Source organism: Defluviimonas sp. D31 (genome assembly GCF_033436765.1).
Taxonomy (GTDB): Bacteria; Pseudomonadota; Alphaproteobacteria; order Rhodobacterales; family Rhodobacteraceae; genus Albidovulum.
In genome coordinates this window covers 143,507-156,111 of sequence record NZ_JAWQFN010000007.1, presented here as the reverse complement: position 1 = coordinate 156,111, position 12,605 = coordinate 143,507, and the positions used below count along the sequence as shown (strand labels likewise).

Sequence of the window (12,605 nt, the reverse complement as noted above, 5' to 3'; positions counted from 1 at the left end):
GATGCGGACTCACCGACAGAATTCATAGAGACACCCTACATTGCGCGTCTCTAGAATGGCCTGCAGCAACTAAGCACGGAGAATCTTCGATGCAGCCGTCTGGTATCTTGCGCGAACTTCTCGGAAGGTTGCCCCGGGATATTGTGATTGATCCTGGAGCGCCGAGTTACGAATCTTTACGGCGTGTCTGGAACGACATGATCGACCGCCGACCAGCGGCAATCATCCGTCCAGGCGACGTGGTGCAAGTTTCAGAAGCTGTCCGACTGGCGGCAGCCACTGGCCTTCCTCTCGCTGTACGTTGCGGTGGCCACAGCTTTCCAGGCTTTTCGACCTGTGATGGCGGCATTGTTCTCGACCTCTCAAGGATGAACACTGTTTCGGTCGACCCGAATTCGCGACTGGCGATTGTCGGCGGCGGTGCTCTCCTAAGAGACGTTGACAAAGCTACTGCGAAATACGGCCTCGTAGTTCCCGCCGGAGTAGTCTCACATACCGGTGCGGGTGGCTTGACACTTGGTGGAGGCATGGGCTGGACCTCCCGGCGGTTTGGGCTGACGATTGACAATCTCGTTTCTGCACAAGTCGTGACCGCAAACGGCGACATTCTCGAAGTCAGCGACTCCTCCCATCCCGACCTTTTCTGGGGTTTGAAGGGAGGTGGTGGAAACTTCGGGATCGTTACGAGGTTCCAGTTCCGACTCCATCCGCTAGGTCCAATTGCAGTTGGAGTTTGGAATTATGCACCAAACAGGGTCACAGCGGCTCTGGAAGGCCTCTCTGCACTCGCCAAACGTGCGCCGCGCTCGCAGACCCACAGCATAGGACTGACTAAATCGGGGCTCCGCGTCACAGCGTTCCACAGTGGACCCGACGGTCTGGGATATGAAAGCCTAGTGCCGTTCGGCAACCTAGCGGGACCCGGAGAAGGCGGTCTTGAAGACCTGGACTTCCTGACCTTGCAAAGCCGGAGCGACGATTTCGTACGATGGGGGAGGCGCTACTACGGCAAGGGCGGCTTCTTTAGTGCTTTGGAGTCGGTGAGTATCCGAGAAATGGCTGATCTAAGCATAAGTGCTCCTAACGAGGACTCCGAATTTTACATGATCCATCTTGGAGGTGCGGTGTCCGATGTCTCTGACGATGCAACAGCGTACACAGGACGCCGCGCTCAGTTTTTTTGGTTAGCGCAAGCGATCTGGGACGACGCTAGGGACGACGAGCAGTGCATTTCCTGGGGGCGCCAGGCGGGCCAAAGGCTCGATGTTCTGTCTCAAACCGGAAATTACATAAACGAGCAGAGTGATGTTGGTCAGGCAGTCGCCGAGAGAGCCTATGGAAAGACCAAATATGATCGGCTTGCTGCATTGAAAGCTGAATATGACCCAAGCAACCTGTTTCGCCTGAACCAGAATATCGCTCCGGCGCATCGTGTATCCGAACCGAATACAGAGCAAGCTCTTTGAAATTTGTGCAAAAGCACTAAGGGCTCAAACCGGACCAACACCGTTTCGCGACATGGTTGAAAGTCCGGGGGCCGGGGACCTTCCGGTTCGCCCGGCGCGGGCGGGCGCTCGCCGGGAAATCGTCTCACACCCGGCGTATCGGCCGAGGCGCAGCCGAGGCCGAACTCCGGCTCAGAGCGCCCGCCAACCGATATCGCGCCGGCAGAACCCGCCCGGCCAGTCGATCGCATCGACCATGCCGTAGGCCCGGTCCCGCGCCTCGGCAAGGCTCGCCCCCCGCGCGGTGACGTTCAGGACCCGCCCGCCGGAGGCCACGACCGAACCGTCGCGCTCCGCCGTCCCGGCATGAAAGACCATGTGGCGCGAATCCTCCGGCAACTCGTCGAGCCCCCGGATCTGCGACCCCTTGGCATAGGCGCCGGGATAGCCCGCCGCCGCCATAACCACCGTCAGCGCGTGATCCGCGGCCCAGGTCACCTGCATCTCGCCCAGCCGCCGTTCGGCGCAGGCATGAATGAGATCGAAGGCCTGTGCACCCAATCGCATCATCAGGACCTGGCACTCCGGATCGCCGAAACGGACGTTGTACTCGACGAGCCGCGCCCGCCCGTCCTCGATCATGAGGCCGGCATAGAGAACGCCCTGGAACGGCGTGCCGCGCCGCGCCATCTCGGCAACCGTGGGTCGCACGATCTCCGCCATCGCCTGGTCGAGCACCGCCTCCGAGAGGACCGGCGCCGGCGAATAGGCCCCCATGCCGCCGGTATTGGGCCCGGTGTCGCCGTCGCCCACCCGCTTGTGATCCTGCGCCGTCCCCACCGCGAGCACGTCCTTGCCGTCGCAGAGAACGAAGAGCGAGGCCTCCTCGCCGTCCATGAACTCCTCGATCACCACCTCGGCGCCGGCTTCCCCGAACTCGCCGCCGAACATGTCGGCGACGGCGGCCAGCGCCTCCGCCTCGGTCATCGCCACGATCACGCCCTTGCCGGCGGCGAGCCCGTCGGCCTTCACCACGATCGGTGCCCCCTGGACCCGGATGTAATCCTCGGCCGCCGCGCGGTCGGTGAACCGCGCGTAGCCCGCTGTAGGCGCGCCGGAAGCGTCGCAGATCTCCTTGGTGAAGCCCTTCGAGGCCTCGAGCCGCGCCGCCGCCGCGGACGGCCCGAAGGTCAGGATCCCCGCGGCGCGCAGCGCGTCCGCCACCCCCGCCGCCAGCGGCGCCTCGGGCCCGACGATGACGAAATCGACCGCGTTCTCCTCGGCGAAGGTGACCACCGCCGCGCCGTCGAGAATGTCGAGATCGGCGCATTCGGCCAGCATCGCGATCCCGGCATTGCCCGGCGCCACGATCAGCCGGTCGCATTTGGGATTCTGCTTGACCGCCCAGGCCAGGCTGTGTTCCCGCCCGCCGCCGCCGAGAATGAGAATGTTCATGTCCGCCCCCGCTTGGCCTTGCCTGCCTGGCGTTCTAAGGTCGCCCCGCAGAGGATACAAGCGGACCCATGGACATCTTCGAAAACGACGAACAGGGCGGCAACGCCCCCGAATTCACCGTCTCGGAAATCTCCGGCGCCGTAAAGCGCGTGATCGAGGGCGAGTTCGGCCATGTCCGGGTCCGCGGCGAGATCGGCCGCGTCTCCCGGCCCTCGTCGGGCCATGTTTATTTCGACCTCAAGGACGACCGCGCGGTGATCGCCGCGGTCTCTTGGAAGGGCCAGGCCGCCCGGCTCTCGGTCCGGCCCGAGGAGGGGATGGAGGTGATCGCCACCGGCCGCCTCACCACCTTCCCCGGCCAGTCGAAGTACCAGCTCATCGTCGAGGACATCGCGCCCGCCGGCATGGGCGCCCTGATGCTGATGCTGGAAAAGCGTAAAGCGGCCTTGGCCGCCGAGGGCCTCTTCGCGCCCGAACGGAAGCAGCCGATTCCCTACCTGCCCGAGGTCATCGGCGTCGTCACCTCGCCCTCGGGTGCAGTGATCCGCGACATCCTCCACCGCCTGCGCGACCGTTTCCCGCGCAAGGTCCTGATCTGGCCGGTGGCGGTGCAGGGCGAGAAATGCGCCCCCGAGGTCGCCGCCGCGATCCGGGGCTTCAACGCGCTCACCCCCGGCGGCGCGATCCCGCGCCCCGATCTTCTGATCGTCGCCCGCGGCGGCGGCTCGCTGGAGGATCTCTGGGGCTTCAACGAGGAGACCGTCGTCCGCGCCGCCGCCGAAAGCCGGATCCCGCTGATCTCCGCCGTCGGCCACGAGACCGACACCACGCTCATCGACCACGCCGCCGATCGCCGCGCGCCGACGCCCACGGCGGCGGCCGAGATGGCGGTGCCGGTCCGCCTGGAGCTCCTCAGCTGGACCGCCGACCAGGGAGCCCGGCTCTCGCGCGCGCTGACCCAGCGCCTCGACCAGCGCCGCCAACGCCTCGCCGACCTCTCCCGCGCGCTCGGCCGGCCCGAGACGCTGCTCGATCCCGCGCGGCAGGGCCTCGACCTCTGGTCCGACCGGCTCGGCCCCGCGCTCCACGCCGCCGCCACCCGCAAGCGCGCCGGCTTCAATTCCGTCGCCGGCCGTCTCCATTCCGGCATCCTCGCCGGGCTCGTCGCCCGCGAACGGCGCCACTTCGTCACCTTCGCCGAGCGCCTCGCCCCGGCACTCGCCCGCCTCACGCGCGACGCGGCCCGCGAGAACAGCCGCCGCCGCACCGATCTCGACACGCTAGCGCGGCGTCTCGCCACCGCCGAACGCCTGCGGCTCGACGCGCTCGCCGAACGGCTGGCCACCGCCGACCGCATCCGCCAGACGCTTGGCTACACCGAGACGCTGAAACGCGGCTACGCGGTGATCCGCACCGAAGGCGCCGTCGTCACCACGAGGCAGGCCGCCGAAACCGCCGCCGCGCTCGAGATCGAGTTCCAGGACGGACGCCTGCCGGTCCTCGCCGGATCCGCGCCGAAACCGAAACGCGCGAAATCCGAGCCGCCCGATCAGGGCAGCCTGTTCTGACCCAAGCCCTTCTTCATTGGCCAAATACCCTGGGGTCCGGGGGTGAAACCCCCGGCGGGTCGGCCGAGGCGCAGCCGAGGCCGAAACCCTGCTCACACCCCGACATTCGGCCCGAGGCACTGCATCGGCTCGGGGCTCTGTTCGACCGCGATCAGCGGCAGCCCCTCCGGATCGCCGCGAAACCGCGCCACGAGGCCCTGGTCGCTGTCCCAGAAGGTCCAGCATTGCGGCGCGGGGTTGTCCTCGTAGACGAAGCAGATGAAGCCCCCTTCCTCGTACCACTCGCCCTTGCGGCAATCGTCGCCGAGAAACGCCCAGACCACCTTGCGGCCCGGCAGGTACTGCTCGACGCCGTAGGGCTGGCCGCCGGAATTGTAGTAGAGCGTCCGCCCCACCGTGAGCGCGTCGAACCCGGCCGCATCGAGCGGTGCGCCGGGCTCGGCCGCGACGGCGGGCGCCGTGGCGAACGAGATCGCAAGAAGCAGGGCGGCCCAGCGCATGGCAAGCCTCCTCGACCGGGGCGGTGCCCGTTCAGAATGGCAGATGCCGGCGCCGCCGGCCAGCCCCCGGAGCTCAGTCGCCGGCAAGGCCGAGCCGGGCAAGCCGCCGGTCCATGATCCGGTGCCACAGCGGCGGCACGAGCGCGATCGTCGCCATCACCGGCAGCGAATAGGGCAGGAGCGGCGCCTGCCCGCCGGCCGACAGCCTGAGGTCCGGATAGCGCCGAGCCGGGTGGGAATGGTGGTCGGCATGGCGCGGCGCGTTCAGCATCATCAGCCCAGAGACCGGATGCGGCGCGTCCCAGCTGTGCCGGATGCCGGCCGGCTCCAGCGCGCCGGACGGCAATTCGCGGCGCAGGAGCCCGTAATGTTGCACATAATCCGAAAGCAGGAGCTGGACCTGCGCATGGGCGCAAAGCAGCAGATAGGCCAGGAGCCCGTCGAGGCCGAAGGCGGCGAAGATCGCGACGACCCAGAGGGTGCCGCCGGCGATGTAGACCGCGTAGGGATGCGGATCGAGAAGGCTCTGGCCCTGGCGCGCCGCCCGGCGATGCGCCTCCATCTCGTATCCGGCGACGAAGGCGCCGGGCCAGGCGCGCGCCGCGAAGAGGTAGAAGCTCTCGCCCGCCGCCGCGGTGTTGGGATCGTCGGTCGTGGCCACGAACCGGTGGTGGACCAGCCGGTGGGCCGAGGTGTGATGGCCAAAGAGCAGCGAGATATAGACCCACATCCCGGTCCGGAAGAGCCGCTTCTCGGTGCGGTGGATCAACTCGTGCGCGTTCGAGTTGGAGACCTGCCCGAACCAGAGCCCGAAGGCGAGCAAGGTCGCCACCCCGTCGAGAAATCCGAGCCCCGTCGCCCCGGTCAGCACCCAGACCGCGAAGGGCAGGAGCAGGAAATGCAGACCCGCGAGCAAGAGCGACAGCCGGTCGGCCATCCTCGCGGTCACGGGCCCGGGCGCGGAAAGCCCGCGCCGCAGCGCGACCTCGTCGATCGCATGGAGCAGGCCCGTCATGCAGAGCAACGCGGCAAGGCACCAGAGCCCGCCGAAAAACCCGGCGAGGACGAGCACCGGAACCGGCGCCAGCGTCGCCACGAGGAACGGCCGCAGCGGTCGCCACGGCGCCCAGGCCGCGCGGACCCGCCCGGCGAGCGTTGCCGCCGCGCCAGCAGGTGCGGTCCCGGTCGGGGCACCCGCCACCGTAGCGGCGACCGCCTCATCCAGCGCCGTACCCGAGCTTCCCCGGGCCTCAGCCGGGTCCGAAGCGTCGCTGCCGAGCTCCGCGCCGTCTGGTTCTTCCCGTGGTATTCGGTCCGGAAGCTTCACCGTCATGGCCGGTGCGTCTCTGCCGTCCGTTTCCAATGCGGTTGCGGCTCGAACTGGTTCCGCCTTGCCCGTCAGCGCCGAGAGTACGGCCTCCATCGTCGCTGCATCGTCGTGCGCCTCGTCCGGCCCGGCGGCAAAGCCCGCCAGAGCCGGGCTGGCTTCGGGCGTCGAAGGTCCGACTCCCGGAGCGTTTCTGTGGCGTCGCGGCCAGGGAAAGCGGACCAGATGTTTCATCTGGGCCTGAATACGGGAAATTCTTGGCAAAATCTTGGCGGTCGCGACACATTCGCGCAATTTCGCCCCGCTTTCCTGCCGAAGGCAGGCGCGTTCCGCGCCCACCGGAACGCCGTCTTCGCGGCCGCGCGGCAGCTGACCCTTCCATCGCGTGCCCGAAAGCACTAGGTGGAGGACAGCGCAAGATCAGCCGGGGCTGCCGATGTCATTCTTCAACAAGCTCAAGGACAAGCTCTTCAAATCCTCCTCGAAGCTCGAAGAGGGGCTGGACGCGATCGTCGCCGAAGCCGCAGAGCCGACCCGGCCCGACCCCGATCCCGCGCCGGAGCCGCAGCCGGAACCCTTCCCCGAGATCGTGCCAGAGCCCGACCTGCCGCCCGCCCCGGAACCGGCTCCGCGCGAGATTCCGCGCCCCGACCCCGAGACCCCGTCCGCGCCGCCCGACGAGTCGCCCGTGCCGCCGTCCGAGATCCCGGACCCGGCACCGGGCGAGATCCCCGGACCCACGCCGCCCGAACTGCCCGAGGGCCTCGCGGGCGTCGCCGTGGCGGCACCCGCCACGCGTCCGGGGTTTCTCGGCCGGATCCTCGGACGCAGCGCGCCCGCGGCTCCGCGCCGGGTGCTCGACGATGCGATGCTCGAAAGCCTCGAGGAACTGCTGATCCAGTCCGACATGGGGGTCGAGACCGCGCTCCGCGTCGCCGCGAACCTCGCCGAAGGACGCATGGGCCGAAAGCTCTCGGTCCCGGAGATCCAGGGCCTTCTCGCCGCCGAGATCGCCCGGATCATGGAGCCGGTGGCCCGGCCGATGCCGCTCTATCCGACCAGGCCGCAGGTCGTTCTGGTCGTCGGCGTCAACGGCTCGGGCAAGACCACGACGATCGGCAAGCTCGCGAGCCAGTTCCGCGCTGCCGGCAAGAAAGTGGTGATCGCCGCCGGCGACACCTTCCGTGCGGCGGCCGTCGAGCAGCTCCAGGTCTGGGGCGACCGCGCCGGCGTCCCGGTGATGACCGCGCCCGAGGGCTCCGACCCCGCGAGCCTTGCCTTCGACGCGATGACGCGGGCGCAAGCAGAGGGGGCCGACCTCCTGATGATCGACACGGCGGGGCGCTTGCAGAACCGCCAGGACCTGATGGAGGAACTGGCCAAGATCGTCCGCGTGATCCGCAAGAAGGACCCGGACGCGCCGCACAACACGCTCCTCGTCCTCGACGCGACGACGGGCCAGAACGCGCTTTCCCAGGTCGAGACCTTCCGCAAGCTCGCCGATGTCTCGGGCCTCGTCATGACCAAGCTCGACGGCACCGCCAAGGGCGGCGTCCTCGTGGCCCTCGCCGACCGCTTCGGCCTGCCGATCCACGCGATCGGCGTCGGCGAGAAGATCGACGACCTCGCGCCCTTCGATCCCGAGGACTTCGCCCGCGCGCTGGTTGGTGCCGAGGCCTGATTCACCAGATGCGCCGTCCCCGTTCATCTTGCCCCGGATATCCTGGGGGTTCGGGGGTAATGCCCCCTGCACGGCAGCGGGCATGAGCGCCTGGTTCGTCTCGCTCGAAGGCACCGAAGCCGGGCGCCACATGGCGCTCGGCCTGGCGCTCATGGCGGCCTTTCTCCATGCGCTTTTCGGGGCGCTCCAGAAGGGCCGCCACGACCCCTGGCTTTCCCGCGCCGTGATCGACGCGAGCTATGGGCTGATCGCCGCGCCCTTCGCGCTCTTCGTCGTGCCATGGCCCGAGCCGCATATGTGGCCGATCTTCGCCGGCGCCTTCCTCATCCATATCGGATACAAGATCGCCCAAGCGCTCACCTACAGCCGCGGTGCCTATGCGGTGGTCTATCCGGTGGTGCGCGGCACCGGCCCCTTCTTCGCGGTGATCGGCGCGGGCCTCATCTTCGGCGAGCATTTCACCGCCGGCCAGTGGGCCGGCGTCGGGGTGCTGATGGCGGGGATCTTCGGGCTCGCGGTCTATAACCTCCGCACCATCACCGTCGACCGCGAGACGATGGTGCCCGCGCTCGGCTGGGCGGTGGTCACCGGCGGCTTCGTGGCGCTCTACACGACCTATGACGCATACGGCATCCGCGCCACCGCCGACCCCTTCACCTTCCTTGCCTGGTTCTTCCTGATCGACGGCATCTTCATGCCGGTCTATACGTGGCGCCGCTGGCGCTACTTGCCGTCGTCGGAATTCGTGCCCCTTCTGCAAAGGGGAGTCATCGGCGCCTTCGTCGCCTTCTTCAGCTTCGGGGCGATCCTTCTGGCGACGAGGATCGGCAAAGTCGGCGAGGCGGCGGTGCTGCGCGAGACCTCGACGGTCTTCGCCGCACTCATCGCCTGGGTGATGCTCGGCGACCGGGTCGGACCGCGCCGGCTCGCATTGATGACCTTGATCGCGGCGGGGGCCGTGATCGTGAAACTGGCAGGATGAGGCGCATGGCCGGCAAAAAGATCAATACTTGGCTGAAACTGGGTCTGGAGATCGGCCCCGTGATCGCTTTCTTCGCGGCCTTCACCCGGCTCAAGGACCAGACGGTCACAATCAACGGCACCGAATACGGCGGCTTCATCCTTGCCACCGCGGGCTTCGTGCCGCTTCTCATCCTGACCACGCTGATCCTCTGGCGGCTCACTGGTCGGCTTTCGCCGATGCAGGTCGCGACGCTGGTGCTTGTCGTCGTCTTCGGCGGGCTCTCGGTCTGGTTCAACGACGAGCGCTTCTTCAAGATGAAGCCGACGCTGATCTACCTCCTCTTCGCCGGGATCCTCGGCTGGGGGCTGATGCGCGGCCAGTCCTACCTCGCTCTGGTGCTCGAAGACGCGGTGCCGCTCGAACACGAGGGCTGGATGATCCTGACCCGGCGGCTCACCGCCTTTTTCGGCGGGCTCGCGATCCTCAACGAGGTGATCTGGCGCACGATGTCGGACGCGGCCTGGGTCAATTTCAAGACCTTCGGCCTGACGGCGGCGATCTTCCTCTTCTTCATGGCGCAGGGCGGCGTCTTCAAGCGCTACGGGATCGAGGAGAAGGACGGGCGATGAGACCGGCGCGCGCCGCGGGCGTGCGTCGTCGCGGCCGCTCCGGGCCGCCCGATCCTTCTGAGCGCTCCGCGCATCTGGCCCAGCAGCGGAAGATGACTGATCAGGCTCAGTGACTCCGCCGAAAATCGGCCTACGATATTGCCTCTGAGAGGCGATCGGGTGGTCGCGCGAGCCGCGCCGCCTTGGCCGGAGCGAGCAGATGGTGAAGCTCGGACACATTCCCGACATGGGTGCAGCGCTTCTGCTGGGGTTCGTTGCGGCGCTTCAGCCGTTGAGCGCCCAGGAAAGCGGCACGTCGTTTGACCACGATTTCGCCGTGCGCGTGATCCGCGCGCGTTGTGTGGCCTGCCACAGCCCGATCCTGATGATGGCGTTCGTCAACCGATATGTCGAACAGGCCGGATACGACGGTTTGACGAGCTTCCTTGCGAAGCACCATGCGCCCGATGAGGAGGGGCGGGCGGCGATCGTCGAGTTCTTTTCCGGGCTCCCTGTTTTCAATCGGACGCCGGCTACACCGGACTAACCTTAGGGCTGGCTGGCACGCTGCTGAAACAGGATTTCCTGAGCCTCGCGGTCGGACTGCAGGTCGCTGCGCTTCTCGGCGGCCACGGCCATGCCGCGCTGGACGGCGGGGCGCGCGGTCATCATCTTGAACCAGCGCAGCATGTCGGGCTTGTCGTCGAGCACCTGCTGCTGGAATTCCCAGCGGGCGGCCCAGGGGTAGATCGCGAAATCGGCGATCGAGAGGAAATCGCCGCCGACGAACTCGTGTCGCGCGAGCCGGCGGTCGAGCACCGCGTAGAGCCGGGCCACCTCGCGCCAGTAGCGGTCCTGGGCATAGGGAACCACTTGCGGCGGATCGAAATTCGGCGCGTATCCGAGGAAGTGGTGCGCCTGCCCGGCCATCGGGCCGAGGCCCCCCATCTGCCACATCAGCCATTCCTCGACGGCGATCCGCTCGCGCTCGGTCGAGCCGTAGAAGCGGCCGGTCTTGCGCGCGAGATACATCAGGATCGCCCCGGATTCGAAGACGGACACAGGCGCGCCGCCCGGCCCGTCAGGATCGACGATCGCGGGCATCCGGGCATTGGACGAGATCGCGAGGAATTCGGGCGCGAACTGCTCGCCCTTGCCGATGTTCACGAGGTTGACGTCGTAGGGCAGGCCCATCTCCTCGAGCGCGATCGTAATCTTCCTGCCGTTCGGCGTGGTCCAGTAGTAAAGCTCGATGGAGTTGGTCATCCGCGGTTCCTTCGTTTGCCGCACTCTATCTGGTCCGCGCCGCCGGGCCGATCAATGCGAAGGGGGATGTGCGCCGGCAAACAGATAGCCTTACTTGTAGTCGTTGAGCTGGTCGAGCATGGCGAGATGGTGGCGCACCTTCCAGTAGCAGGACCTCTCGGTCGGCTCCGTGCAGATTAGCCGGTGGCCGTCGACCATCACCTTCCAGCGCGTGCCGGCGGCGTCGAGCGGGTGGATCGGGTAGCTTTCAGGGCCGATCCGGATCACGCCGAGAGTGGGCTGTTCGGTGGGGGTGCAGGCGGCGAGCGCGAGCATCAGGGCGGCGAGGCGGGTGGCGGTCGGCATCGGTTTTCCTCCGGGAATTGCCGCAGTTGAACCCAGCCAGACCGGGGCCGCAAGGGCCGGTCGGCGGTTGACCCGGACGGCGGTTCGATGTAAGGGGCGCGCGTGGCGATTTGTACCGGATTGCGGGCCACGTTAAACATGCCGCTAAAGAGGTCGGAGGGTCGCGGCCCCCACCTGTTCCGGTGGGGGTTTTTTGTTGCCGGAGGAACGGCCATGGACGACTGGAAGACACGCACGAAGCTGATCCACGCGGGCGCCCGCCGCAGCCAGTACGGCGAGATGTCCGAGGCGATCTTCCTCACCCAGGGCTTCGTCTACGACAGCGCCGAGCAGGCCGAGGCCCGCTTCATCGAGACCGGCCCGGACGAGTTCATCTACGGCCGCTACGGCAACCCGACCGTGCGCATGTTCGAGGAGCGCATGGCCGCGATCGAGGGCACCGAGGACGCCTTCGCCACGGCAAGCGGCATGGCGGCGGTCAACGCGGCGCTGACCGCGATGCTGAAGGCGGGCGACCATGTCGTCGCGGCGCGGGCGCTTTTCGGCTCTTGCCTTTACGTTCTGGAAACGCTCGGCCGCTTCGGGGTCGAGGTGACGCTGGTCGACGGCACCGACCTCGGCCAGTGGCGGGCGGCGATGCGCGAGGGCACGAAAGCCGTCTTCCTCGAATCGGTGTCGAACCCGACGCTCGAGGTGATCGACGTGCGCTCGGTCTGCGAGATCGCCCATGCGGTGGGCGCCACCGTGATCGTCGACAACGTCTTCGCGACGCCCACCTTCTCGAAGGCGGTGGAACTGGGCGCCGATGTGGTTGTCTATTCGGCGACCAAGCATATCGACGGCTCGGGCCGCTGCCTCGGCGGCGTGATCTGCGGGACCGAGACCTATATTCGAAAGGTGCTCGAGCCCTATCTCAAGCATACCGGCGCGGCGATGAGCCCGTTCAACGCCTGGGTCATGCTGAAGGGGCTGGAGACGCTTGACCTCAGGGTGCGCGCGCAGGCCGGGAATGCGCTGGCGGTGGCCGAGGCGCTGTCAGGGCATGCCAAGCTGGAGCGGGTGATCTATCCGGGCCTGAAGGGCCATGCCCAGCACGATCTCGCGATGGCGCAGATGGGCGCGGGCGGCACGGTGGTGACGATCGAGGTGAAGGGCGGTCAGGCGGCGGCGTTCCGGTTCCTGAACGCGCTGGAGATCGTGAAGATCTCCAACAACCTCGGCGACGCGAAAACGATCATCACCCATCCGGCGACGACCACCCATCAGCGGCTGCCGGCCGAGCAGAAGGTGCTTCTGGGGATCACGCCGGGGCTCGTGCGGCTCTCGCTCGGGATCGAGGACGGGGGTGACCTGCTGGCCGACCTCATGCAGGCACTCGAAGCGGCCTGAGGTCGCGAAAACGTCACGGGTTACCGTGTAGGATTGGACAAGGGACGGCGTGATCCC

12 protein-coding genes and 1 riboswitch are annotated in these 12,605 nt (G+C 67.4%); of the genes, 7 read left to right on the top strand and 5 right to left on the bottom strand.

Translation table 11 applies throughout. The features are described from left to right. The first annotated feature begins 89 nt into the window (after window positions 1-89). On the top strand, window positions 90-1,466 hold the full coding sequence (locus R5H32_RS13885; RefSeq protein ID WP_318339280.1) for an FAD-binding oxidoreductase: 1,377 nt from the start codon (window positions 90-92) through the stop codon (window positions 1,464-1,466). 171 nt (window positions 1,467-1,637) lie between these two features. Here the strand turns inward: R5H32_RS13885 and purD are convergent, their stop codons facing one another. Continuing rightward, a complete protein-coding gene (purD, locus tag R5H32_RS13880) occupies window positions 1,638-2,900 on the bottom strand; it encodes a phosphoribosylamine--glycine ligase (protein WP_318339279.1) in 1,263 nt (420 codons plus the stop codon). 68 nt (window positions 2,901-2,968) lie between these two features. Here purD and xseA point away from each other — a divergent pair, with 68 nt between their 5' ends. Continuing rightward, a complete protein-coding gene (xseA, locus tag R5H32_RS13875; RefSeq protein WP_318339278.1) occupies window positions 2,969-4,468 on the top strand; it encodes an exodeoxyribonuclease VII large subunit in 1,500 nt (499 codons plus the stop codon). Between the two features lie 92 nt (window positions 4,469-4,560). Here the strand turns inward: xseA and R5H32_RS13870 are convergent, their stop codons facing one another. Beyond that, entirely contained in the window at window positions 4,561-4,968 is a 408-nt protein-coding gene (locus R5H32_RS13870; RefSeq protein ID WP_318339277.1) for a hypothetical protein, read from the bottom strand. A 73-nt stretch (window positions 4,969-5,041) separates the two neighbouring features. After that, window positions 5,042-6,529, bottom strand: coding sequence for an alkane 1-monooxygenase (locus R5H32_RS13865; RefSeq protein ID WP_318339276.1), 1,488 nt, complete (start codon window positions 6,527-6,529; stop codon window positions 5,042-5,044). A gap of 202 nt (window positions 6,530-6,731) precedes the next feature. Here R5H32_RS13865 and ftsY point away from each other — a divergent pair, with 202 nt between their 5' ends. The 4 genes from ftsY (at window position 6,732) to R5H32_RS13845 (ending at window position 10,095) form a co-directional block, all read left to right on the top strand. Beyond that, on the top strand, window positions 6,732-7,976 hold the full coding sequence (gene ftsY, locus R5H32_RS13860; RefSeq protein ID WP_318339275.1) for a signal recognition particle-docking protein FtsY: 1,245 nt from the start codon (window positions 6,732-6,734) through the stop codon (window positions 7,974-7,976). Between the two features lie 82 nt (window positions 7,977-8,058). Beyond that, the gene (locus R5H32_RS13855) at window positions 8,059-8,958 is read left to right on the top strand and encodes an EamA family transporter (RefSeq protein ID WP_318339274.1); all 900 of its coding nucleotides are present in this window, start codon (window positions 8,059-8,061) and stop codon (window positions 8,956-8,958) included. A gap of 5 nt (window positions 8,959-8,963) precedes the next feature. Continuing rightward, the gene (locus R5H32_RS13850) at window positions 8,964-9,569 is read left to right on the top strand and encodes an inner membrane-spanning protein YciB (RefSeq protein WP_318339273.1); all 606 of its coding nucleotides are present in this window, start codon (window positions 8,964-8,966) and stop codon (window positions 9,567-9,569) included. A gap of 199 nt (window positions 9,570-9,768) precedes the next feature. Then, window positions 9,769-10,095: a hypothetical protein gene (locus R5H32_RS13845; protein WP_318339272.1), complete on the top strand. Its 327-nt coding sequence runs from the start codon at window positions 9,769-9,771 to the stop codon at window positions 10,093-10,095. Window positions 10,096-10,097: 2 nt separating this feature from the next. On the opposite strand, the gene R5H32_RS13840 is transcribed toward R5H32_RS13845, so the two are convergent. Together R5H32_RS13840 and R5H32_RS13835 are read right to left on the bottom strand one after the other, a co-directional pair. Next, window positions 10,098-10,814 carry a glutathione S-transferase N-terminal domain-containing protein gene (locus R5H32_RS13840; protein WP_318339271.1) on the bottom strand — a complete coding sequence of 239 codons (717 nt, stop codon included), beginning with the start codon at window positions 10,812-10,814 and terminating at the stop codon, window positions 10,098-10,100. Between the two features lie 90 nt (window positions 10,815-10,904). After that, the gene (locus tag R5H32_RS13835; protein WP_318339270.1) at window positions 10,905-11,159 is read right to left on the bottom strand and encodes a hypothetical protein; all 255 of its coding nucleotides are present in this window, start codon (window positions 11,157-11,159) and stop codon (window positions 10,905-10,907) included. Window positions 11,160-11,251: 92 nt separating this feature from the next. Next, a riboswitch (SAM riboswitch) is annotated at window positions 11,252-11,328 on the top strand. Between the two features lie 44 nt (window positions 11,329-11,372). Between R5H32_RS13835 and metZ the strand changes: the two genes are divergently transcribed. Continuing rightward, window positions 11,373-12,548, top strand: a complete 1,176-nt coding sequence (metZ, locus tag R5H32_RS13830; protein WP_318339269.1) for an O-succinylhomoserine sulfhydrylase — start codon at window positions 11,373-11,375, stop codon at window positions 12,546-12,548. Window positions 12,549-12,605: the final 57 nt, after the last annotated feature.

Coding starts and splice junctions, on each gene's coding strand:
- R5H32_RS13870 (WP_318339277.1), bottom strand. CDS start 4,968: ATGCGCTGGGCCGCCCTGCTTCTTGCGATCTCGTTCGCCACGGCGCCC.
- purD (WP_318339279.1), bottom strand. CDS start 2,900: ATGAACATTCTCATTCTCGGCGGCGGCGGGCGGGAACACAGCCTGGCC.
- R5H32_RS13850 (WP_318339273.1), top strand. CDS start 8,964: ATGGCCGGCAAAAAGATCAATACTTGGCTGAAACTGGGTCTGGAGATC.
- ftsY (WP_318339275.1), top strand. CDS start 6,732: ATGTCATTCTTCAACAAGCTCAAGGACAAGCTCTTCAAATCCTCCTCG.
- xseA (WP_318339278.1), top strand. CDS start 2,969: ATGGACATCTTCGAAAACGACGAACAGGGCGGCAACGCCCCCGAATTC.
- R5H32_RS13885 (WP_318339280.1), top strand. CDS start 90: ATGCAGCCGTCTGGTATCTTGCGCGAACTTCTCGGAAGGTTGCCCCGG.
- R5H32_RS13835 (WP_318339270.1), bottom strand. CDS start 11,159: ATGCCGACCGCCACCCGCCTCGCCGCCCTGATGCTCGCGCTCGCCGCC.
- R5H32_RS13840 (WP_318339271.1), bottom strand. CDS start 10,814: ATGACCAACTCCATCGAGCTTTACTACTGGACCACGCCGAACGGCAGG.
- metZ (WP_318339269.1), top strand. CDS start 11,373: ATGGACGACTGGAAGACACGCACGAAGCTGATCCACGCGGGCGCCCGC.
- R5H32_RS13865 (WP_318339276.1), bottom strand. CDS start 6,529: ATGAAACATCTGGTCCGCTTTCCCTGGCCGCGACGCCACAGAAACGCT.
- R5H32_RS13855 (WP_318339274.1), top strand. CDS start 8,059: ATGAGCGCCTGGTTCGTCTCGCTCGAAGGCACCGAAGCCGGGCGCCAC.
- R5H32_RS13845 (WP_318339272.1), top strand. CDS start 9,769: ATGGTGAAGCTCGGACACATTCCCGACATGGGTGCAGCGCTTCTGCTG.